The organism is Paenibacillus sp. UNC451MF (assembly GCF_000686845.1).
Classification (GTDB): Bacteria; Bacillota; Bacilli; order Paenibacillales; family NBRC-103111; genus Paenibacillus_S.
Window position 1 is genome coordinate 266,181 of record NZ_KK366024.1, and the last position, 23,556, is coordinate 289,736.

The following is a 23,556-nucleotide window of genomic DNA, read 5'->3' on the forward strand; positions in this document are numbered from 1 at the left end:
GCGCTGCTGTGGATGTTTTTTTGTATTATTTAGGAAGAGGAACCCTATAAAACTAGTATTTACTAATTTTTCTTGCGGAATCACATAAGAGTAGGTAAGATTTAGGATATATAGTAACTAACAGCTGATAGGGAGACTTGGGTGAATGAAGAGAATGAAGCGTTTGAGTAAGGAAGTCATGAAAGGTTCCGTTGCAGTAATGGTTGCCGCAACAATGCTGGTTACTCCAGTTTATGCAGATGCATTGCCTAGCGGAGCAGCAATTCCGACACTGGTAGAGAAGACGACATCCTCTGTCGTTGCCATTATTGGCAGACCGAGTGATGACAAGAAAATATCAAAGTCTGACAGATACCAACTAGCACATGGAACGGGGGTCATCGTTCGCGCTGATGGCTATATAGTAACCAATGCTCACGTTGTGAAGAACATGCGCAACTTGACGATTGTGACTTCTGACGGCAGGTCATACTCTGGCAAGACTACTCATTTCGATGAAGAAAGTGATTTGGCGCTCGTTAAAATCGAGGCAAACGGACTTACTCCAGCAAGTTTCGCTTCATCCTCCGAGATTCATGTTGGCGAGTCGGTCATGGCTATCGGGACCCCTTTATCCTTTGCACTTCGAAATTCGGTAACCTCTGGAATTATTAGTGGGATGGAACGGTCTGTGCAGTCAAAATACAGACTGATACAAACCGATGCGGCCATTAATCCTGGCAATAGCGGCGGAGCACTTGTTAATATGAAGGGTGAGGTCATCGGCATTAACACCATGAAGTATGTTGAATACGGCGTAGATAGCCTGGGCTTTGCGATTCCTGTGGATACCGTGCAATATGTTCTTGATCAATTTTTTAAATACGGTAAAGTGAAGCGCCCTACATTAAGTTTGGAGCTTGCAGAAAGCTGGGAAGCCGTAGTCGGACTTCCGAACAGCAGTGGTCTTGAGGTAACCTACGTAGAACCGGACTCAACAGCGGCCAAGGCTGGCATTAAGCAAGGGGATACGCTTCTGTCCATTAATTCCGCACAAATACATAATATGGTTGAGTATAATGAAGCATTGAAGAAATATTTGCCTGGGGATAAAGTACAGCTGAAGCTGCAATCCGGCACTGATACCAAAAGCCTTGATCTTGTGCTTGGAGAAGACACCTCAGGAAGCTCCAATGTTGTACAAGATTCCGATGGCTCCTACATTGATGCAGATCAAGGGAAGACGATGATTGGTGACAGCCATTTCGGCTGGTCGATGAAGTATCCTTCGGGTCTTGTTAAAACAAACCAATCAGCCACAGGTGACAACATTTTGTTCGAGGATGCCAAAGGCGATTATGCCATCAATATTCGTATCCAAGAGAAGCAAAGTAAGGACTTGTCTCCCTTAGGGCTGCTAAGAAAGCTTGATACCCAATCCATGCTGGATACGATATTGGAGAAGCGATATGTCAATGAAGGTCCTGGCACACAGCCGTATGCCAAAGTAGTCGGAGAGAATTCAAGCGGGATGTATTATCAATCTCGGGCATTTTTGAAAGGTGATAAAATCTATTATGCAATACTATTCGTGAACACCAGTGATAGTAAGAATAGCGCAGCTCAGCGCAATAGTATTGCCGATGTACTGGATTCATTCTCTCTTCAGTACGATGAAAAGAACAGTTCGTTAAAGGACATCTCCGTTTATCAGGATAAAAATACGGTATCAACAGAGTATGGTCTGACCTTTGAGTTACCGCAGGAATGGAGTAAAAGAGAGTATTTCGGCAGCAATGACTACGAAAACAAGGATGGTGACCAAACGATTTCTGTACAAGTAAGCTCCGCTGCTTCCGGTGATACTCTTGTTGATTGGGCTGCACGACAAGAAGAAGAGTTTAAGAATACATATGTGGATGAATATCGTGAAATTCAGGGAACTAAGGAAATGACGATTGGCGGAGCACCTGCCATTCAAAATCTTTATAGCTGGACAATGGGAGACAAGTGGAAGCAAGCCTACGTGATTTATATTATAAAGGACAAATATAAATACGAACTTAGTATGACCTATCCAAAAGCGTCCAGTATTGAGACTATTGAGAAGCAGATAGCAGATTGGTCTAATTCGATACAGTTCCCTAAAGAAGCAATGAACCGTTCATTAAGCATCATTCAGGATGAAGATGATTTGATTGATCCTGAACGGAAAGTTACGTTTACGAATAATAAGTACGGATATTCCGTACAGCTGCCTGAACTGTGGTTTGATGGTGGGATTGAAGGGAGCTCAGACACGGCAAGCAAGTTCTTCGCATTTGAAGGCGGCAGCTTGAGCGTATCGGCAGACGATCGTTCTAGTCTGGAGGAAGTCCTCAATCGTACTGAACAGGAGTATAAGAAAAACGCGGAGAATGACGCGAACTACAAGTACACTGAGACGGATGAATCCATGTTCGACATCGATGTTAAGAAATTTGCGGTGCAGTACAAGAGCAAAAATGTTCCCTATACTCTTAACGAATATGTACTAGCCAAAAACGGAATCGTATATACGATTCGATTACGGATCAATGACGCTGTGAAGACGGACAAACAATGGCAACGATTGAACGATGCGCTACACTCCGTTACTTTTTCGACGAAATAAGTAGGGTTGAACAATCAAAAGAGAGGGTTTCCGAAGAGGGGACCCTTTCTTTATTAATTGACAAACCGTCCATTAAGTACTACATTAGGTACAATTCTATCTATTGAAATATTACATAATGAACATGAGGTGGTATGTCTTGAGTCATTCGTTTGATCATTTGATCGACCGTAGAAACACTCGTTCTTACAAGTGGGACCAAAGCGAGAAGCTGTTCGGAGAAACGGATATACTCCCGTTATGGGTTGCCGATATGGATTTTCCAAGCCCGCCCGCTGTCAAAGAAGCTTTGAAGAAACGCGCAGAGCTGGGGCTTTACGGTTATGCCATCCGTACTGATAGTTACTTCGACTCCATCGTCAGCTGGTTCCGTGAACGCCATCATTGGGATATTCAACAGGGCTGGATTACGGACTCGCCAAGTATTGTGACGTCCTTAAGCCTGGCAGTTGAAGTTTTCAGCGAGCCGGGGGCTTCGGTTGTTATTCAAACTCCTGTTTACTATCCATTCTATGACGTCATTGAAAGCAATGGGCGTAAAGTGGCCAAAAACTCGCTTTTACTACGTAACGGGCGCTTCGAGATGGATTATGAACATCTGGAGTCTTTATTCAAAGACGGTGCCAAGCTATTGCTCTTCTGCAGTCCCCACAATCCGGGTGGACGCGTATGGGAGAAGGATGAGCTGCTTCGATTGGGAGAGCTCTGCTTGAAATATCAGGTTACAGTTATTTCTGATGAGATTCATTGTGACTTAACTTTCCCTGGTCATACTCACACTCCATTCGCTTCATTGTCACCAGAGCTTGCTAACATTACCGTAACTTGCCTGGCAGCTACAAAAACATTTAATTTGCCCGGGCTCCATACCTCATTTATCGTTGCCTCCAATGCTAATCTAAGGCGGAAAATTGAACATAGACTCAAAACACTCAGCTTGCATATGGCACAACACTTTGCCCAGGATGCGGTTGAAGCTGCTTATCGTGAAGGAGCAGAGTGGCTTGATGAAATGATGGTCTATGTAAAAGAGAATCTTGATTACGCGATAGATTATTTAGCTAAGCATTTGCCGCAGGTCAAGCCGTTAAGACCGGAAGGCACCTATTTGTTATGGATCGATTGCCGTGAGCTTGGTCTGGATATTAAAGGATTGAAGGACTTAATGTATCGTCGAGCCAAAGTAGCCTTTAACGAAGGCTCCGTATTCGGAACAGAGGGCGAAGGATGGCTCAGAATGAATCTTGCGTGTCCGAGATCCATATTGGAGCAAGCACTGCGCCAATTTTGTGATGCAGCCAACGCAAAATAAGATGCAGATTTAACAAGTGGGACAAGCAAGGCTTCGTTTCATATGGTTGCGTAGACGGTTCAATTCCATTGAACCGTCTCTTCATGATGCTTTAGGAGTTAAATCTAGACTGGAGGGATTTAATGAAGCGAAAGATGAGCATAATAAGGAAAACTTAACAATAATTGCTGAAGTGAACGTTTTTATTATTTTTGTGAAAGTGAAAGGATTGGAGATAACAGCATGAGTAATAAGGCATCGGAGACATCTCTTAAGAAGGGGACGAAAGACCGTTTTACCACTTCAGGGTTTATTATTGCGGCGATAGGCAGCTCTGTTGGGTTAGGTAATATGTGGAAATTCCCGTATATTACAGGAAAGCATGGCGGTGCCGCGTTTTTCCTATTATTTATTATTTGTTTGCTAATTGTCGGCTTGCCGATTCTGCTTGCGGAGATGACGATTGGCCGTGGTGGTAGGGGCAATGCATCGAGCTCATTATTTAATTTAAGTGGAAAAAAATATTGGAGCGTACTCGGACTGCTTCCGATCCTATGCGCCTTTCTGACCATGTCGTACTATGCGGTTGTTGCTGGTTGGACCGTTCATTATGCGCTGGAATCATTCACCGGAATGCTGTTTCAGTCGGGTATTGACTATAAAGAGAAGTTTGTCTCTTTCGCCGGTGGTTATTTGCCTATCGTATGGCAGGGGCTTGTCGTGATTCTAACCGGTTGGATTGTAGCGAGGGGGATTTCCGGCGGGATTGAGAAATTCAATAAAGTACTAATTCCAGGATTTTTGATCATTTTAATTATACTTATGTTTCGATCAGTGACACTCCCAGGTGCGGAAGAAGGGATAAGCTTTTTCTTGAAGCCGGACTTTTCTAAGCTAGATTCAGAAGCGGCTCTTGTGGCCTTAGGTCACGCGTTTTTTTCTCTATCTATCGGGTTTGGATGTATGCTTACTTACGGCTCGTACGTCGATAAGAAGCAGTCCCTAGGAACAGCTACTCTAGCCATTGGCCTAGGAGATTTAATTTATGCATTCATCGGCGGTCTTGTTATATTCCCGACTGTATTCTCATACGGACTGAAGCCGGGAGAAGGCGTTGGGCTGGCGTTTATGGCACTGCCAGTAGCCTTTTCGCAAATGCCTTTCGGCTTTTTCTTCGGCGGTTTGTTCTTTCTTCTGCTTGCCATTGCGGCATTAACCTCAGCTGTATCGATATTGGAGGTTCCGGTATCGTTTGTGATGCATAGATGGAATCTGGATCGTAAAAAAGCGACCTTATATACTTCGATCCTCTGCTTTATATTTGGCGTTCCATCCGCACTCTCGGTTTCAGGTATATTGAACCCGTATCAGGTGGGGACAAAAACGATTTTTGATGTTGTTGATTTTACAACTTCGTATATTTTAATGCCGTTGGGTGGTCTTATCATTACCTTATTTACTGGATACGCTTGGAAGCGAGCCGGGGAAGAAGCAGGATTGACCGGAGCATGGTACAAAATATGGATGTTCTTATTGCGTATAGTGAATCCAATCCTTATATTGTTGATTTTCCTGTATTCCATCGGGATCATATCCTTTGATTAAATGGACAATAGAGGCGTTCCTGCAGTATTTTTGCATCCTCTAACTTAAGACAATGGAGGTACGACATGAAAATTCATCTGACTAGCGTATTTGTTGACGATCAGGAAAAGGCCTTAAAGTTTTATACGGAGGTACTTGGCTTTGTGAAGAAAATGGATATGCCGGCAGGTGAATTCAGATGGTTAACTGTTGTCTCACCGGAGGGACCCGAAGGACCCGAAGATATTCAGCTGCTCTTAGAGCCAAACAACAATCCAACTGCCCAAACGTATCAAAAGGCAATTTTTGAGCAGGGGATAGCAGCGACGTCGTTTGCCGTGGAGGATATTCATAAAGAGTACGAACGATTGAAAAAGCTAGGAGTAGTATTTACTATGGAGCCCACAGCGATGGGGCCTGTGACCGTAGCTGTTTTCAATGATACCTGTGGCAACCTCATTCAATTGGGTCAGATGTAATTTCTGTTACGAACTGGAATACCAGCTAATGAAGAGCAATACAGTAGGAGCTTGCCTTGAGCAAGCTTCTTTTTTTATTTTTCTTTTTATGACTGACTAAGGTACTGGCATCTCTAAAGGCCTATGCAGTGCCCCTTCTTCAACCTGACTGTGGAAGAAAAGATCCCTGGGTGTTATAAGAAAATAAAGCGCGCGCGACATGGACTTCTTGAGCGATGTCTACGCCAACGACCAGATGATGAGCGGTAATGTTTTCTATGGGTTGATTTTGTTTGTCTTGTGTCTTAAACTTCATGTTAGAGCGACCTCCTAGATGGGCTTTTTGAGGCTTTTGACCTCGTGCGTAACCCCATCGTACTGAGGCGCTCGTTTTTGTTCAAATACCAAATTTTCATTTTACAGGAATTCTAAAGCAGTTTTGTTTCATTAAGGGGGGCGGCATGCTGAAGTGCAGCAACTCTTCAATCAGATTGGGAACTAATGATACATAGGTTCTCAACTCCTGATAAATGCCCGGCTTGTCAACAGCATGCAATAAAAGATATTGGAAATGAGTTTCGTTGTCGTTTCATTTCCCGCACCGAGCAGTCCAAGTGCTGACATGACCACTTTCTTCATCTGTTAATTGTTCCCCTCTAGTTAAGCTTTAGTCAAGTCAGAGATAATGTCATCTGCTGGATGCTTCCGTTTTTTTTGAACGATGGGAAACAAATAATCATGAAATTCCAACATTGCTTAAGAAAGACAATGATTTCTTCAACCACGACCGATTATAATAGCTAAATTAAACAGCCCCAGTCCAGTTGAATTTAGGACTAAGGCAGCTTAAACAATTTTATTTTATTACTTGTCTACTTGACGGGACAGTTCAAATTTGATTGCTAGAAAGAAGTTTCTTCCCTGTCGCTAAAGTTTTTGTCATATTGGCCACACGTTTCCCTAGGGCTTCGCCAAGTGTGAGACCCTTCTCATATAATGAATGACTGAGCTCATCGTCGCTATCTTCATCAGGAGATGTAATCCCTATTCCATAATAGCTGCCGTAAAAAGCATTCTCCGGAATATTAGCCGGTAACCCGACAACCATCATGCCTTGATGCAACATCGGCGTAATCAAGTTAAGCAAAGTTGCTTCGATACCGCCATGGACGGTTGCTGTTGTACAGAATACTGAACCGATTTTATCAACTAATTTCCCATGTGCCCATAAAAAACCGAGCTTATCGATCCATGCTTTTAAGCCGGAACTAATGGAGCCAAAGTGTCCAGGACATCCCCAGATGATGGCATCCATCTCTGCAAGATCCCTAATATTTGCATTATTGACGTGATTGATAAAAACCTCTGTCCCTTCAACACTGTTAGCGCCTTTAGCTATGGATCTAGCAAGCTTTTCCGTATGACCAACCTCACTATCATAAACGATATAAATTTTCATCGTTTACCCTCCTTCAATATATTTGTAGATTAAATGTTAATTCTGAAATATCCCATCGTTTTTAAAGTTAGAAATTCGATCTTTTTTGAAGTTTCTTAAGAGCCTCTCGATATCCTTTATCGTCAATTACTTCCTCGTTATTCGCTTCCTTAACATTCCCCTTCAACCTACGAAGAGCCATCCTATATTCTTTATCGTTAAAATGCTCATCGTCTTTCGAGAATTGAGATTTACTTAAAAATCCTTTAATTGCATTACGAAATTCATCGTCAGCACTTTGCTGATCCGCAGGGTCAATATCTCCAGATCGCTCTATTTTTCTGTATTTGGGCGCCACTTCCCTCTCTTGTTGAGAAAGGTCTTCTTCGGAATTTTCTTTAACACGCTTGATAAAGAACGAAAGCAGTAGAGCTATCACGGCGAACCCGATAATTACAACATACGAATCATTGATCCCTTGGATGGAAGCTTCCATCATCATCTGCTCTTTCGTCATGCTGTGCGTTCCCCCTACGGGCATCAGATCCGTAAGATGCGATTGCGTACGGCTAGTCATAATCGTTACAAGCAGAGAGGTACCCACGGCCCCGGCAACTTGCCGAATCGTATTGGAGATCGCCGTTCCGTGCGCATTCAGTCTGGACGGCAACTGATTAAGTCCAGCGGTCTGCACGGGCATCAGAAGCAAGGCCATACCAATGCGCCGTCCAGTCGACATTAGTATCAGATAGGAAAAGCTGGTCGAATCCGTCAAGTTGATAAAACCAATGGAGGTGACGATCGTAATGATCAATCCGATAATGGCCAGCCATTTTGCTCCAAAACGATCGAACAGTTTTCCAGTGATCGGCATTAGAATGCCCATCACGATGGCGCCGGGAAGCATTAACAAACCCGATTCCAGGGCGCTGTAGCCACGAGCATTCTGTAAGTACAAAGGAAGCAGCATCATATCTGCATACATAACCATGGTAACCGCGATATTAATTACGGTCGTTAAGGTGAACATGTTATATTTGAATGCCCTGAGATCCAGTAGCGGATTCTTCGAAGTGAGCTGCCGCCAGGTAAACAGGGCGAGTGCCACTAGCCCAGCAACCATCGTCGTGATTACCTCGGGGCTCGACCACCCTTCACTGCCTGCTCGGCTGAAGCCATACAACAATGCTCCGAACCCGACGGTAGAAAAAACGATGCTAAGAAGGTCGAATTTGGTAATGATCCTTTCTGAAACATTTTTCAAGTAGATCAAACCGCAGACGATGACAATAATAGCTAACGGAATCATGACATAAAACATCGTTTCCCAAGCGTAGCTTTCAAGAATGTAACCGGCAATCACCGGTCCAATCGCAGGGGCGAAAATGATGGCTAACCCTACCATACCCATCGCGGCGCCCCGCTTCGCGGGAGGGAAGATCGTCAAAATGACATTCGTGAGCAGCGGCATAATAATGCCAGCACCGGCTGCTTGGATCATTCGCCCTGTTAAAAGGGTAGGAAAGTCTGAGGCTATCGCGGAAACGATCGTGCCGGCAAGAAAGATCCACATTGAAGCTTGGAACAGCTGACGTGTGGAAAACCGTTGCATTAGGTATGCTGTGATCGGAATTAGTACACCGTTAACCAACATATAGCCTGTCGTTAGCCACTGGGCCGTTGCCGCCGAAATATTGAATTCCCCGATTAATTCCGGAATAGCGACGGTCATGACGGTTTGATTCAGCGTGGCGAGAAAGGCACCCAGAATCATTACGAATAAAATCGGCCCCTTCTTAATGCTGCTTTGGACCGATGAATTGTTGTTTTTCAAGCTGATCATCCTCCCAAGTAAATCATTTATTTAATTTACATTGTGTTGTATAATTTACATTGTATAAATTAGATTATAGTTTTGATAAAATGTGCTGACAAGTAACACATTATGGATAATGTAAATTTGTTCACGTAAGTACGGATTATGTAGTTGTATCTTGTTGATGATAATAGACAAAATACTGAAATTGTATCTTATACGGCATAAGGAAAGGAAAGAATGATGGATAATAACAAGCTTCTAGATCCCCGCATACTTCGTACACGTCAACTGCTTAAAGATGCCCTTATTCAGTTGCTTCAGGAAATGGATATTGAGAAAATAACGATAAATCGCCTGGCGGAAGAAGCAACTATTAATCGAGTTACCTTTTATTTGCATTATCGTGACATTCCGGATATGTTGGACAAGATGGCGGCGGAAATGATGGAGGACATTCGTTCGATCTTAAACAAAACACCTGAGAACATGAATTCCTTAGAAGAAGTAGATTCGTCCATGATGGTAAATTTGCTCGAGCACATTGCTGAACATGCTAAGTTTTATAAAATTGTTCTCGGATCAAGAAAAATTCCTATCTTTACCGAACGTCTGCTAAAGCTTCTAACAGGTTCGATTGCTGAAAGACTAGGAAAAATAGGGAGCGACTCCTATATTTCGAAAACCGGCATACCTATGGACATTGCCGTAGGGTATTATTCTTCTGCCATGATTGGTACGATTGTTGGATGGCTTCGCAACGACATGCCGTATACGCCGCTTTTTCTTACCGAGCAGTTCTCTCTGCTGTCACCTCGTAACCGCAATAACGATTAGCAGGGCGAGCGGGAAACCAAGGGATGTTGATATTATGAGGATCTGTACTCAAAAAATACATTGAAAAATCGAAATTCTATCACGGTCTGGTTGTTGATGCTTCACCACACTTTATGGTCACTAGAGGGTAACATGGATGGACTTATTGATAAATGAAGATGAAGCTGAAATTAGTAGTACATATATTGGATGAGTTCAGAGGACTATCGCTTGCAAATGAGTTAGTGGAAGTGACGGGAAACTATAGCTTAATATACAACTACGACGCGGCTGCCGGTACAATTTCGGCAGCCGCGTTATACTAAACAGGTAGGTGAGTTTAATTGGATATGCTGAACCCTCCTACATGTCAAGACAAGTTTTTCGTGTTTTTACAATACAGAATTTCATGATTTTGTTACATTGGGCATAGGAAAACCTTATAATATCGGTTTACTCCCATTCTGTAGAGAGAGGTAGTGAAACAATGAAGCTATCGCAAATCAGATTGATAACCAATGATTTTCACAAGAGTGTATCGTTTTACAGAGATGTGATGGAGTTACCACTAGGAACATATGCTGAGGGGATGCAGTTCGCATCGTTTAATACCGGCGAAACTAAAATCGAAATCTTTTCCCGTCATCAGATATCCGAAGTGATTGGCGAAAAAAACCTTCCAACTGACATGGATTTACAATCGAAATTCTTACTCAGTTTTGCGGTGGATCAAGTCGATGAGGTTTGCTTCGGTTTGAAGAATAAAGGAGCATTATTCCTCAACGAGCCTCATGATCAAAAGAATTGGAATGCCAGAGTCGCCCATTTACGGGATCCCGATGGCAACGTGATTGAACTATACAAGCATCCGTTATAAGTCTGGAATTATTCACCCTGCAGCTTGGTGTATTCTTCTGGAGATTTTCCAATAATGGATTTGAAATCTTTAATGAAATGGGCTTGATCGTAATAACCAAGATCCAAAGCAAGTTTTGACCAATCGGGAATATCCCCGTTGGTCATTTTTTCTACCGCTTCGTGAAGTCGGTAGCGTTGAATGATCCATTTGGGACTGATCCCCACATATTGACGGAATAACAATTGAAGTTGTCTCATTGGAATGGAGAATCGGTTTACAATATCGTCAACTTTGACGATGCTTCTGTCGGAAATGACACCTTGGATGATAGTATTGATAAAATCGATATGGATATCCGGTTCAGGGAGCCGTTCCCGAATGAAAAATTCTGCTAGAGGAATCATCTGTTCCGCGGTTTCCTGTGCAAAAAGCTGTTGTTCCAATGCATTACTGCTCATTCCGAAAGCTGCTCGGAAAGGTACCATACGGTTTGTAATTTCTGAAACGTTTTTTTTCAGAAAAGGATAATAGGCCCCGGGTCGGAATTTGACGCCGAAGACTGCACCTTGTTCTCGGAGAAGAACGGAAAATCTCCCTTTCACGACTCCCACAATTCGGGAGTTGTCTTTTTCAAACACAAGATGAACGGAGGGATGAGGCAAGTTTTCCTGTAGGTGCGGTTCTTGCCCCCGAAGATCCCAGCAGACAACCCAGTAATGTTCGATAAAATGGGTTAGATCGGCAGAGGGCGAGTGAAGGGAGACAGAAAATTTGGGGGTTTCCTTATTTACATTTAACAGTCCGATGGGTTTGCCGAGTTTCGATTGCATCAATAATCTCTCCAGGATAAAACAGTTTAGGGGATTGTTGTGAATATTATAACATAACAGTCAGGCGTTATAATTTTGGAAATGAACCCTCCACTATTTTTTTTGATGGCGGTCTTTCACGTGTCAATAACTTGCCGCCATTCGTGGTGAACCGTACACAAATCATTGAGCTAAGGAGAACGATAGCATATTAAACAACCAACACGAGGTTACCGGCATGGACGGTGGCCTCGTTATGTTAATAGGCAGGAGAGTTTTTTAGAGTAGTCGAATAATCATACTTAAATAACAACAAAATCTTCTTTTAAAGCGGGGGGTGTCACTACTATATGGAATGCTTAGGATGTAGGATTGCAAATGGAATTGAACTAATTTGAATATTATATTTGAGAACGAACTTATTACTTGTGTACTAGATATTGCTCCATTTAATGAAGGGCATATGCTAATCCTTCCTAAAAAACACTACTTGGATATTGATGAAATCGACCAAGAAACTGCTTACAGTATCATGGACGCCACTAAAATGATCTCAACTGTCTTAAAAAGCGTGTATAAGCCTGATGGTATTAGAGTGAGTCAAGACGGCAACGGGCAGGACAAAGTTATCGATCATACTGTTGACTTATAGAGCGAAAGGACAACCATCATTAGTTGTCTTTTCGCTTTATTAAATTGAAATTTTAGTTGGATCGAAACCTTGGGGGAATACTTCTTCAAAGCGGTCCTTTTTCTCTCAACTCATTGTGAGGACCAACAAATCCAGTCTATAACTTTATGTTCTTCGGACACTGGGTTTAACCCAACAATTACATGAATAAATTATTCGTGAAATAAAATTTCAAAAAAAGGTTTACATTATGACACAATGTTTTATATAATTCTGTTAAGAAATTGTAAATATATAAAAAGGGAGCACGATAACATGAAAAGAAATACTCTGGTCTTTAGTTCCATGTTGATTCTATTAAGCTCTATTCTTAGTGCATGTAGTGGTGGAAGCGCTACCAAGCCAGCTGACCCCAAACCTGCCGCAAATGGTGAAGTAGCCAAACCAAAAGGGGATCCTGTAAAGCTGGTTATGTACAGCTGGAGACCGGAGGATAAAGATGGCTATGCCAAATTCATTGCCGAGTTCGAGAAGGATAACCCGGACATTAAGATTGAATTTAAGCCTTATAAAGCGACAGAATACAACACAATTCTTGCTAACTCACTACAGTCGGGAACCGGAGTGGATATTTTACAGCTTCGTCCTTATGACGGCGCCAAGGCACTAGCGGATGCTAACTATTTGACACCACTGGATAAGGTAAAGGGAATTGAGAATTTCACTGACAGCTATTTGGATGCGGCAAGAGGCTCGGATAAGAAGGTATACGGTATTCCATTAATGTTAAATAATGCTGTTATTTTCTATAACAAGAAGCTTTTTGACGACAATGGGCTGCAGGTTCCGGAAACTTGGGATGAATTCGTAAAAACGTGTGAGGCCCTGAAAGCGAAGAATATAACACCAATCGCTCAGTCGGGTAAAGCTGCATACTTACTTTCCACGACCCATACGGTAATCGGACCTAGTGCTTACGGTGGAACTGAATACTTACAAGCCTTGCTTAAAGGAAGCACCAATTTCAAAGATCCTAAATTCCTTGAATCGATTAAACGTATGAAGCAGCTTGAAGCATTTTTCCCTAAAGATTTCATAGCGATTGAGGACAAAGATGCACAAGGCTTGTTCTATACAGGGAAAGCTGCCATGTACATAAACGGTAGCCAACGACTGGAAACCTTTGAAGCTAATAAAGTTGCGTTTCCTGTAGAGTTCATTCCAGGACTTGCCGCTAAAAAAGGAGAGCCTGCTCAGATTGCAACTTGGGTAGATGGATCCTACGGTATTGCCAAGAGCTCCAAGCATCAAGAACAAGCAACCAAATTCATTGAATTTTTGGCTTCTAAGAAGTTTGGTCAAATGTTTAGCGATGAGCTTACCCGTGTAAGCCCAGTTAAAGGAGTCGAGCCTAAGCATCCGCAGCTCAAGAAAATGGCCGCTTTTAGTGAGAAAAACAGCACGCCATACTTGCTCTTGACCAGCTTCAGCCAAGGTACGCCGACGACGAAGACGACTTTTGAAGATTCTTTGCAAGGCATGTACATTGGCAAGCTGACACCGGAGAAAGTAGCTGAGGATACACAAGCATCTGCAGATAAATGGTTTAAGCCTCAAAAATAATGGTGTAAACGGTGTTTGCTTTCACGCTTCATTTTCTTCCCACAGGGACAGTTCATTCACCGATGAAGCCTTTTTATGAAAAAGGAGCTGACTATGGCTACAAGTGTCGAACATACAGAGGAAATCACCTCATTGAAGTCGCCCGTCAAGAAAAACAGGCATTACAAAAAGCATTTGGTTCACCTGTTTTTACTCCCGGCATTAATATTTTATTTAGGCTTTATGATTTATCCCATATTTCAAGCGCTCCTAAATAGCTTTTTCTCATGGAAAGGTCTTGTGCGGGGGGACTTTATCGGTCTGCAAAATTTTGTCCGACTATTCACGGAATCTCCCTTTAAAGAAACCTTTACCCGAGCGCTTGGGCATAACGTAGTCTTTTTTGTAGGGACCATGTTGACGAAGCTTGTCGTAGCTTTTATCCTGGCCCTGCTGATCAACAGCAAAATACGGGGAAAAGAGCTATTTAAAACATTATTTTTTATCCCCAAGCTGCTCTCGGTCATCGTGGTAGGCTTTCTGTTCAGTCTAGTATTAAATCCAACGTATGGGGCGCTCAACACGTTTTTGAACTCCATTGGACTTGAAGAGCTTGCTAAGCCGTGGCTAGGAGATCCGAATACGGCTCTCTACACCATTATCCTTGTGAACAGCTGGTATGGCTTCGGCTTTGCCATTCTTATCTTTCTAGTCGGACTTCAGGCTATATCTCCTGAAATCTATGAAGCGGCGAAGATCGATGGAGCAACAGGCTTCGAGATGGTGTGGAAAATTACGATCCCATTAGCTATGCCATCTATTATGATCATGTCGATCTTAACGTTTATCGGCGCCTTTGAAACATTTGAACTTATTTTTGCCATGCAGGGATCATCCGGGGGACCTTATTTCTCAACGGATGTGCTCGGTCTCTACTTTTACCGTTTGGCATTCGGCTCGGTGGGCGGGGGAGAGTCCATAGGCTTAGGCTCCGCACTAGCTGTCATCTTACTGCTGCTGATCTCAGGAGCAACTGCCATCTCAATGTTCTTCTTTAAACGGAAAGAAGTCGAGCATTAAAACGGTGCGTGGAGCCAAACCTTACCGCTTACGCGAACTTCAACTTAGGATTGTGGTAAAAATACATCGGAGGTAACCCATGGCACTTCGACTGCAGCAAAGTGTAAAATATTTCATATTGGCTTTATTTTCATTCATTGCGATCTATCCTGTTTTCTTAATGATCACTTCATCCTTTAAAACAAAGCAGGAAATCATAACGCACCCATTGGGCCTGCCGAGCGGATTTTCTTTCGAAAATTACGTAACGGTGTGGGAAAAGGTTCATTTCTCAGAATATTTCTTAAACAGCTTATTTATTACGGCAGCTTCTGTCCTATTAGTATTACTGGTATCTTCTATGGCGGCTTTTTACATGGCCAGGTATACGTTTCGTTGGAACGGCTTCGTCTTGTTCTTCTTTATGCTTGGTCTGATGCTTCCAATGAAGCTGGCCATTTCGCCACTTTATATGATGATGCTGAAGCTACAGCTTTTGGATACACATGGCGCACTAATTATCGTCTATGTAGCCGGTCACATCTCGTTTGCGGTGTTTGTGTTTTATGGATTTTTCCGTACGCTGCCTAAAGACTTGGATCAAAGCGCGCGGATTGACGGATGTAATGATTTTCAGGTTTATTATAAAATTGTTTTGCCGCTGATGAGACCGGCGTTGGCGACCGTTAGTATTGTAGACTCTATTGGAATTTGGAATGACTTTTTTTACCCCCTCATCTTTATTAAAAGTACGGAATTGGGAACAATTCCTCTCGGCATGCTGACCTTGTTTGGAGAATACGATACGGACTGGAACTTGTTATTCTGCGGCTTGACCTTATCATCGCTGCCGTTAATCGTTGCATTTTTATTTGCCTCCAGACAATTTATTGAGGGAATGACGACAGGAGCGGTTAAATGATGAAAAAATGGATTACGTTTGACCTGGATGGCACCTTAATGCAAAATCCGTTTGGCAAATGGGTGTTTCCGGCGATTGAAGAAAGAATTTCAAAACAATTGCAACAACCCTTCAAATCAACAGAAGCATTAGTACGAGAGCATGAACTGCGGATGCAGCAGAACCGGACCGTGGAGGCCTACGATTGGGATGACATGGTTCAGCAGCTGCTGAAGGAGCTTCAGCTCGAATTGGATATCAATGTGGAACAACTGGTGTTAGATCATTCGGTAACGCCCAAAATATTTTTGCTGGAGGAAAATGTTACTTCTGTTTTAAAGCAGCTTAAGGAAAAAGGGTATTCACTGGCCACTGTAACGAATGGATTTTACAAATACCAATATCCGGTTATGCAGCAGCTCGGGCTAAGTGAGTGGTTTGATGAAATTATTACTCCTGAAAAAGCCGGCTGCGGTAAACCGGATGTCAATATACTTCGGGAGCTCCAGCGCAGTGGGCAGATCGTGGCTCATGTGGGTGATCGTCTTGATCACGATGTCTACTTGTCCAATAAATCAGGAATACCATCGGTGCTCATATACCATAAGCTGCCTGAATCCTTGAAGGCTTATCGTCCGAAGGAACGTGCTGAAACGACTGAATTTATGGGAATTTGCGAGAAGAAGCTGAAGGCGGAAAATTCACATGTGGATATGAATCCGTATCCTTCCGAATATGTTCCTTCATATGTGCTGTACCGAATGGAAGAACTGTTGGAGTGTGTATGATAACGTCAAGGAGGAACTTCAGGTGAAGACACAAGCGGGATTATTAATAACCGAACAAAGAAATGATAAATCGTTACATTTAGATACTTTATCGGTTCGTGAAATAGTCGAGCTTATGAATAAAGAGGACTATACTGTGTCGGAGTGCGTTCACGCTGCTCTGCCACAAATTACAAATGCGATTGAAGCCATTGCTCACATCATGACTGACGGAGGGAAGCTCTATTATATTGGGGCAGGTACAAGCGGAAGGCTAGGGGTATTGGATGCCTCGGAATGTCCTCCTACGTTTGGTGTTGAGCCGGAGCTTGTCGTTGGGGTGATTGCAGGTGGGGAACGAGCGATTACTCGATCAATTGAAAATGCAGAAGATGATGAGCAAGCGGGAAGGAACGATCTGGCCAAGAAAATAACCAGCAAAGATGTGGTGGTTGGCATTGCAGCGAGCGGGACAACTCCTTACGTGATAGGGGCTTTGAGAGAAGCCAAACGAATTGGAGCTTTAACCGTAGCGTTAAGCTGCAACCAGAACACTCCAATAAGTGCCGAGGCTCAGTATTCAATTGAAGTACCGGTTGGTCCGGAGATTGTAACAGGCTCTACACGTTTAAAAGCAGGAACTGCAACCAAGATGGTCCTTAACATGATTACAACCGCCGTTATGATTAAGCTTGGCAAGGTATACGGTAATCTCATGGTCAATGTGCAAGCAACCAATGAAAAGCTGAGAGATCGCGTGGTTAGGATCATCAAGGAAGCGACCGGGGCAAGTGAAGAAATCGCGGCAAGCGCCTCGCAGCAAGCTAAGGGTGATGCAAGAGCGGCGATCCTGATGCTCCAATATGAGATCAGTTATGAAGAAGCGATGCAAGCACTGAAGGAAACAAAAGGACATTTCGGACATGCTTGCAACTTATTAAGGAAACTTAAATAATTTTACTTGAAAGAGGCTGCTATGAAGATGGCAGTCTTTTTCTGTCTGGCGAAACTTTCTCCTGAAAAACAGCGTCTAATGAAAGGCAGACAATGGGAAAAAGCTCGTTTTTTTCAAGAAGGAGTGATCGTATGGTATGGAAACAAATTGTGTTAGCTGTGGCAATAGGTGTGCCGACGTCTATAGCTTGCTACAGCTCAGCCGGAGCTGCTGTAAATGTCATTACTGAGAAGCCTGAGGCCCATCATGTTCCGTCTAAGCTAATACTTCTGCAGGAAACGCCTTTCTATAGTGACCCGGACACGCTTTCTCATAAACCAGATGGAGTGCTTACTCCTCAGACCGTAGAGGTCGTAGAGGGTGAACCGGGGTGGATGACAAATGCCAATTGGTTTAAGATCAATACCTGGCTCGGTGAACGTTGGATATACACTTATCCTAGTGGAATCGATGTTAATCCTCCAGAGACCGTAACTCTGCTAAGTAATACACCTATTTACTCGAAGCCCGATGAAACGACAACGCCTACGGCGGTCCTCTCTCCCCAAGATGTCAAGGTGACTTATGCCGAATCACAGTGGTTTCTGAGAAACTCATACCCAGAATCCCCCAAATGGCTGAAGATCCAAACCAGCTGGGTCGGTGAGCAATGGATTCATTTGCCTTTTGAGCAAATCGGCACGATACAGAAGGTTGACCGTTACTCCTATCATCTTGGCGCAGCTTTATATGATTCACCCATAATCAATCCGGCTATTTATCCACCGGCAAGCACTGGGAATGCAAGTCTTCACGAAATCGGTGAATTTGCAACACCGGCTGGGACTTCATATAAGGTGGAAACAGAGCATGGGGCGAAATGGACAATGAGCCGTGGAAGAACCGTTATTCCAAATACGGAGCCCGTTCCGCTCAAGCTGCCGACGCCGCTATTCGACACCCCGTGGCCTTATCAGGATAAAGAACTGAAGATGTTGGAGCCGCAGATCCTAACACCTTTGGAGAAAATTGAACCAGAGGCCGGGCTTGGGAATTGGATGGAAGGGGTTTGGTACCACGTTCGAGAAGGAAATAATGAAGGCTGGATCAACAAAAAATATGCAGATCCCGAAGATGCTAAATCTACAGAGGATTCGGTTAAACTCGGCTCAGATGCAACACGGTTATTTCGTTTTCCAGGTAGTTATATTTCATTGGATTCAACGGTGATTGCTCCACAAGTCGTTCAAGCCTTAGCGTACTGGGATGATCCTAGTTCACATCAACGCTGGTATCAGATTGATTCCTTTATGGGTAAGGGATGGTTCCCTATCGATCCCAACAAGGACCGTATTCTTATAAAAGGTCGCGAGAACGACTTGCAAGTTGCAAGACAGCAGGGCTATTATGCACAGGTAGATATTAAAGACTATCAGTTGTACGAAGGGGATAAAAAAGTTGGGTTCGCTTTGAATAATCAGTATTACTACAGCCTTAACTATCTCGCTTCCAGGCTTAGTTACCGAATTGAAGGGCCTAATAAAGATGGAATTGTGACACTAAGGGATTGGAAAGGATATTCCTTTGAAGTTCATTCCGGAGAGAAGACGGCTCAAACGTTATGGAATGAGAGCAGCCGAAGAACAGTACCGTTAAGATCAGAGGTTCAAGAACTAAATGGCGAGCTGTATCTCAGCGAAGATGATATGAGTACGATGCTAGGGGCTAATGTGTCCAAAGATCCGCAAGGACGTTATGTTCAGCTCAGTAAAATGGACTATGATGTTAAGCAGCCAGTTATACCGGAATCTTCGGATGGGGACGAATTCAAGATGTCCGCATTGCTGTATGATACCCTGTTCACGACAGGTAATAATGGCATAACGATACCTTTTAGTGGGCTTTTTATATATGATACAGACCAGGAAGAAAACTTCGAGGGTGCTAATGCCGCATCCAATAGAAAAGAACCTATTCAATTGACCTATGAGTCAGCATTATATGACTATGAAATCGGAAGAAAAGTCAAACCGGGACTAAACCAGTTGACTCTTGTTTTCAAAATCGGAGAACGTATTCTATGGCAGCAAAATTGGGAGCTCTCGGGAGATTATGTAAAATCAAAGCTCAGCGTAAAGCACCCTCCGAATGACCCCATGTTTCAATACAGTGATATTGAATTAGAGAAGCCGCAGCAAGGCTATGTGGAAACTAAGAATAAAACAATCCATGCCCAGGGAATAGTGAACCATGAATTAGGCAGCGGCTTGACTCTTAAGGCTGAATTCTGGAATGGAGAAGCATTTGTTAGTGATGGAGAAGCGGAAGCGCCATTCCATCAAGGCCGATTCAGTCAGGATTTAAGTTTAAATCATGGAGCGGGCTTATACCGGATCTCACTGCTATCTGTTTTTCATGTAGTGAACCGTACCAATGTGGGTCCAATATCCAGATGGTATGTCCACTACACACCATAACTTTCTTTGACTAGCCAGCTTGAACTCAATATAGACATAATTGAGCAAAACGAAAAAGCTTCGAGTACATATTCGAGGCTTTTCGTTTTTTTACTATGTTAAGAAATGAAGTCGTTAACTTCTTCTTGCTAAAGGTAAGGGTTGCTCCAGAGCATATAGTTCCTCATCAATGGAAGTCATTTTCTGCTCAACGAGCTTACGCGCATCGGACAAGGCCTGATTGTAAATATAGGGTGAAAGTTCTTTCGTTATAAAATCTAGAAAGGTTTCGCCTGCTAATTGTCCCATTTGGATAGAAAACTCATTATCCATATAGTCTTGAAGGCTGGATATCATTTGCAGCTTTTGCTCTTTGGGTAGTTTTAAAGGTAGCATTGCTGTTGTCCTCCAAAGGTTAGTGTATTGTGGTTCAAATGCTTCTTACGTTTACTATAACGTAAAAGGTTTTTAATTACCAATATTTACAAAGGCTGATATAATGAAAGGGATATCCATAATAGGAGAGAATCGTGATCGAGATCCAGATTGTAATATCAGAGAGACATTAAGTAGCTTTCAAGACCTGGATCTGTAAAATACAGGATCAAAAAAGGAGATAATATTATGAAACTTATTATAATATTTGGTCCACAAGCAGTCGGGAAAATGACAGTTGGGCAGGAGCTAGAAAAAATTACGGAATTAAAACTTTTTCATAACCATATGACTATTGAATTGGTTTCTCCTTTTTTTAGCTATGGTACCCCGGCAGGTAAGCGTTTAGTTAGTTTATTTAGACATGAAATCTTTGAAGAAGTATCAAAGAGTAATTTAGCTGGTTTAATTTTTACTTTTGTATGTATGGGCACTTGATATGCAAGGTGATTGGGAATATATCAATAAAATTAGTCATATTTTTGAATCAAAGGGTGGAGTGGTTTATTTTGCTGAACTTGAAGCGGGATTAGATGAAAGACTTGAACGTAACAAAAGTCCGCATAGATTAATGCATAAACCTACTAAAAGAAATGTTGAATGGTCTGAGCAGGAATTAATAAAGTCAATGGAAAAACATAGATTAAACTCTTATGATGGAGAAATTACTAAGGAGAACTATATTAAGATCAATAACACCAAGATCAGTCCGGAAGAAGTGGCAAGAATCATTAAGGAAAGCTTTGAATTATAGATCAAAATCCCAAAAGCACTAGAACAAGCAGCCATTAGAGAAACTAAAGAAGAAACCGGACTTGATGTAGAAGTTTTCGGGGTTGCTGCAATAAACGAATGTATATTTGATAAGAAACAAGAACATGCGCTTTTTATCACACTTAGAGCAGAAATAGTCGGTGGAACAGAAGAAATTGTACAACCTAATGTCAGGAGCAAGATGATGGAAAATGAGCATGGCCGCGAAACAGAAAACAGCATTTTTACAATAGAATGCAAAGATATCGTACTCCGGGAATACTTGCTGGAGGATCTGGATACATTTTATGAGCTAACTCATCAGCCTGAAATTCATCAATATTTGCCTGGATGGAATGTATCCAAAGAACGCAGGTTAGACTGGATGGTCAATTATGAAATTAAAGAAAATAAACAGTTTTTACAAGCGGTCTCGGAAGGCGGTAATATCGGGCAGCTTCGCCTTCGCTTAGGAATTGTATTAAAAGAAACAGGGGACTTCATTGGCTGGTGCTGTACAGGTATGAAAGACGAACTGCCTGCCCCGAACCGGGAGATCATGTATGCTGTCTCCAAAGATCATCGTAATAAAGGTTACTCCACACAGGCTGCACAAGGGCTCATTCGATATTTGTTCGAGAATACTGACATCGAAGTACTGAATGCGATCGCTCTGGTTGAAAACATTCCATCAAATTCTGTGATCCAAAAATGCGGATTTTTGTATAAGGATCAAATAGAGATCAACAATGAACAATATCATTATTACATTTTGAATAAAATTGATTTGCCCATTTAGCAATGAATATTTTCTAAACAATCCAAGGTTATCGAGCGGGTTGAGCCGAGGTCATCACGAAGATGGCTGCTGTTCAGCTCTTTTTGTTTATCAAGAATAAAATAAAAACCACCGCCGTTGCCGGTCAGTGGCATGAATTGACATGACTGATTTACGCTGATTGTGGTAAAGACGTACTAGTACTTGATCTTTTCCCCGTTTGATAGCTGACTATTGCTCCTATGAGTGCAAGTGCGGCAAGAAGAGCTGCCAACCATGGCACGGAGGGCAGGCCAGTAAAGGTTATGGCAAGTCCACCTAAATAAGCTCCGCCTGCATTACCCAGATTGAGTGCTGAGTGACTAGAGGTTGCTGCAAGCAGCGGCGCTTCACGAGTCAAATTCATTATCCGAATCTGAATGCCAGGCATGATGCCGAACGCCGCGACACCCCAACAGAAGACAGTGATGATAGCTGTATAAGGATTATGCAGGGTCACAGTTAATAGAGCGAGAATAACGACCAGCAGTGCAAAATTAGCCATTAGTGAAGGCATAAGCTTCCAATCCGCTAACTTCCCTCCGACCATATTTCCGATAGTCACTCCAAATCCGAACAATACCAATATCCAAGTCACACTATGCTCCGCAAATCCAGTAATCGTCTCCAGCATAGGCGTAATATAAGTGAACACGGCGAAGAGGCTGCCGCAGCCAAGGGCACCTGTCAGTAAGACTAGAAGCACTTGAGGATTGATCAAACTGCGAAATTGCTGCCCTAAGTCGGAAATTTTCTCCTGCTGCAGTAAGGGAATAAAACGAACGATGCCTATCAGCGAAATAATTCCTAGAATGGTGATTGCGCCAAAGGAGGCACGCCATCCTAGTTGCTGACCAATAAACGTACCGAATGGGACACCGATAATATTAGCTATCGTAAGCCCTGCCAGCACGACAGATACGGCACCTGCACGCTTGTCAGGCTGCACTAATCGGGTAGCGATCAGCGAACCAACGCCAAGGAAAGTACCATGAGCGAAGGCGGTCATAACCCGGGCAGCTATCAGTAAAGAGTATACTGGCGCAATCATGGAAAGCGCGTTACCTATGATAAAGATGAACATTAACAATGTAAGCAGCTTTTTTTGCGGAATCCGATGAGTCAGAACGGTTAATATGGGTGCTCCAACTGCAACGCCAAGAGCATAGCTTGTAATGAGCTGTCCAGCTTGAGGAATGGTTACATGAAGATCATCGGCCACATTGGGCAGCAGACCCATAATAATAAATTCGGTCATCCCGATAGCGAAAGCTCCCAAGGTAAGACATAAGAGCGAAAGCGGGAACAGTCTCTTTTTGCGTGAGGATGGTTCTAGGTTGTTTGACGAACTCATAACGGTTATATAGTCTCCTTATCCATTTATTATCTTGGTACACTCGTGACCATTTCTATATTGCCGGCCATCGATAGGTACAGTAGGCTCCTGTGTTAGTATAGCAGGTTTGGACGAATGCAGGTGAATGATTTCAGAAAAAAT

Annotated in this window: 20 protein-coding genes and 3 pseudogenes; 17 read left to right on the forward strand and 6 right to left on the reverse strand. The window is 42.9% G+C overall.

Annotated features, from left to right (window positions below; all coding sequences use genetic code 11):
- Positions 1-145: 145 nt before the first annotated feature.
- The 4 genes from BP97_RS0132210 to BP97_RS0132230 all read left to right on the forward strand — a co-directional run bounded on the left by BP97_RS0132210 (position 146) and on the right by BP97_RS0132230 (position 5,986).
- Positions 146-2,632, forward strand: coding sequence for a trypsin-like peptidase domain-containing protein (locus tag BP97_RS0132210; protein WP_028552757.1), 2,487 nt, complete (start codon positions 146-148; stop codon positions 2,630-2,632).
- A gap of 139 nt (positions 2,633-2,771) precedes the next feature.
- A complete protein-coding gene (locus BP97_RS0132215; protein WP_028552758.1) occupies positions 2,772-3,944 on the forward strand; it encodes a MalY/PatB family protein in 1,173 nt (390 codons plus the stop codon).
- Positions 3,945-4,166: 222 nt separating this feature from the next.
- Positions 4,167-5,528, forward strand: coding sequence for a sodium-dependent transporter (locus tag BP97_RS0132225; RefSeq protein WP_028552760.1), 1,362 nt, complete (start codon positions 4,167-4,169; stop codon positions 5,526-5,528).
- 65 nt (positions 5,529-5,593) lie between these two features.
- Positions 5,594-5,986 carry a VOC family protein gene (locus BP97_RS0132230; protein ID WP_028552761.1) on the forward strand — a complete coding sequence of 131 codons (393 nt, stop codon included), beginning with the start codon at positions 5,594-5,596 and terminating at the stop codon, positions 5,984-5,986.
- Positions 5,987-6,125: 139 nt separating this feature from the next.
- Here the strand turns inward: BP97_RS0132230 and BP97_RS40500 are convergent, their stop codons facing one another.
- The 3 genes and pseudogenes from BP97_RS40500 to BP97_RS38240 all read right to left on the reverse strand — a co-directional run.
- Positions 6,126-6,281 (reverse strand): hypothetical protein, encoded by a 156-nt coding sequence (locus tag BP97_RS40500; RefSeq protein WP_156043464.1) that lies wholly within the window; start codon positions 6,279-6,281, stop codon positions 6,126-6,128.
- Between the two features lie 573 nt (positions 6,282-6,854).
- Positions 6,855-7,424 (reverse strand): NAD(P)H-dependent oxidoreductase, encoded by a 570-nt coding sequence (locus BP97_RS0132245; RefSeq protein WP_028552762.1) that lies wholly within the window; start codon positions 7,422-7,424, stop codon positions 6,855-6,857.
- Between the two features lie 361 nt (positions 7,425-7,785).
- Positions 7,786-9,246, reverse strand: a pseudogene (locus BP97_RS38240) (DHA2 family efflux MFS transporter permease subunit); the annotation flags it as partial.
- A gap of 216 nt (positions 9,247-9,462) precedes the next feature.
- On the opposite strand from BP97_RS38240, the gene BP97_RS0132255 reads away from it, so the two are divergent.
- The 3 genes from BP97_RS0132255 (at position 9,463) to BP97_RS0132265 (ending at position 10,912) form a co-directional block, all read left to right on the forward strand.
- Complete coding sequence (locus BP97_RS0132255; RefSeq protein ID WP_028552763.1) at positions 9,463-10,056, forward strand: TetR/AcrR family transcriptional regulator; 594 nt, start codon at positions 9,463-9,465, stop codon at positions 10,054-10,056.
- A 152-nt stretch (positions 10,057-10,208) separates the two neighbouring features.
- Positions 10,209-10,361, forward strand: coding sequence for a hypothetical protein (locus BP97_RS40505; RefSeq protein ID WP_156043465.1), 153 nt, complete (start codon positions 10,209-10,211; stop codon positions 10,359-10,361).
- Positions 10,362-10,522: 161 nt separating this feature from the next.
- Positions 10,523-10,912: a VOC family protein gene (locus BP97_RS0132265; RefSeq protein ID WP_028552764.1), complete on the forward strand. Its 390-nt coding sequence runs from the start codon at positions 10,523-10,525 to the stop codon at positions 10,910-10,912.
- An 8-nt stretch (positions 10,913-10,920) separates the two neighbouring features.
- Here BP97_RS0132265 and BP97_RS0132270 read toward each other — a convergent pair whose 3' ends face one another.
- Positions 10,921-11,724 carry a helix-turn-helix domain-containing protein gene (locus BP97_RS0132270; protein ID WP_028552765.1) on the reverse strand — a complete coding sequence of 268 codons (804 nt, stop codon included), beginning with the start codon at positions 11,722-11,724 and terminating at the stop codon, positions 10,921-10,923.
- Between the two features lie 373 nt (positions 11,725-12,097).
- Here BP97_RS0132270 and BP97_RS38245 point away from each other — a divergent pair, with 373 nt between their 5' ends.
- The 7 genes from BP97_RS38245 to BP97_RS0132310 all read left to right on the forward strand — a co-directional run bounded on the left by BP97_RS38245 (position 12,098) and on the right by BP97_RS0132310 (position 20,074).
- A complete protein-coding gene (locus tag BP97_RS38245; protein ID WP_051621107.1) occupies positions 12,098-12,355 on the forward strand; it encodes an HIT family protein in 258 nt (85 codons plus the stop codon).
- 294 nt (positions 12,356-12,649) lie between these two features.
- Entirely contained in the window at positions 12,650-13,957 is a 1,308-nt protein-coding gene (locus BP97_RS0132280; RefSeq protein ID WP_028552766.1) for an ABC transporter substrate-binding protein, read from the forward strand.
- Positions 13,958-14,050: 93 nt separating this feature from the next.
- Entirely contained in the window at positions 14,051-15,016 is a 966-nt protein-coding gene (locus tag BP97_RS0132285; protein ID WP_081824474.1) for a carbohydrate ABC transporter permease, read from the forward strand.
- Between the two features lie 79 nt (positions 15,017-15,095).
- Positions 15,096-15,917, forward strand: coding sequence for a carbohydrate ABC transporter permease (locus tag BP97_RS0132290; RefSeq protein ID WP_028552768.1), 822 nt, complete (start codon positions 15,096-15,098; stop codon positions 15,915-15,917).
- Entirely contained in the window at positions 15,914-16,684 is a 771-nt protein-coding gene (locus BP97_RS0132295) for an HAD family hydrolase (protein ID WP_028552769.1), read from the forward strand. The genes BP97_RS0132290 and BP97_RS0132295 overlap by 4 nt, the downstream gene beginning before the upstream one ends.
- A 22-nt stretch (positions 16,685-16,706) precedes the next feature.
- Positions 16,707-17,618, forward strand: coding sequence for an N-acetylmuramic acid 6-phosphate etherase (murQ, locus tag BP97_RS38250; RefSeq protein WP_036746925.1), 912 nt, complete (start codon positions 16,707-16,709; stop codon positions 17,616-17,618).
- Positions 17,619-17,749: 131 nt separating this feature from the next.
- Entirely contained in the window at positions 17,750-20,074 is a 2,325-nt protein-coding gene (locus tag BP97_RS0132310) for a hypothetical protein (RefSeq protein ID WP_028552770.1), read from the forward strand.
- A gap of 114 nt (positions 20,075-20,188) precedes the next feature.
- Here BP97_RS0132310 and BP97_RS0132315 read toward each other — a convergent pair whose 3' ends face one another.
- The gene (locus BP97_RS0132315; protein WP_028552771.1) at positions 20,189-20,449 is read right to left on the reverse strand and encodes a DUF2164 domain-containing protein; all 261 of its coding nucleotides are present in this window, start codon (positions 20,447-20,449) and stop codon (positions 20,189-20,191) included.
- Between the two features lie 228 nt (positions 20,450-20,677).
- Here BP97_RS0132315 and BP97_RS38255 point away from each other — a divergent pair.
- The 3 genes and pseudogenes from BP97_RS38255 (at position 20,678) to BP97_RS0132325 (ending at position 22,040) form a co-directional block, all read left to right on the forward strand.
- A pseudogene (locus tag BP97_RS38255) lies at positions 20,678-21,242 on the forward strand (shikimate kinase).
- Positions 21,243-21,248: 6 nt separating this feature from the next.
- A pseudogene (locus tag BP97_RS41815) lies at positions 21,249-21,383 on the forward strand (NUDIX domain-containing protein); the annotation flags it as partial.
- Positions 21,384-21,446: 63 nt separating this feature from the next.
- Complete coding sequence (locus BP97_RS0132325; RefSeq protein WP_028552772.1) at positions 21,447-22,040, forward strand: GNAT family N-acetyltransferase; 594 nt, start codon at positions 21,447-21,449, stop codon at positions 22,038-22,040.
- A 151-nt stretch (positions 22,041-22,191) separates the two neighbouring features.
- Here the strand turns inward: BP97_RS0132325 and BP97_RS0132330 are convergent, their stop codons facing one another.
- Positions 22,192-23,412, reverse strand: a complete 1,221-nt coding sequence (locus BP97_RS0132330; protein WP_028552773.1) for an MFS transporter — start codon at positions 23,410-23,412, stop codon at positions 22,192-22,194.
- Positions 23,413-23,556: the final 144 nt, after the last annotated feature.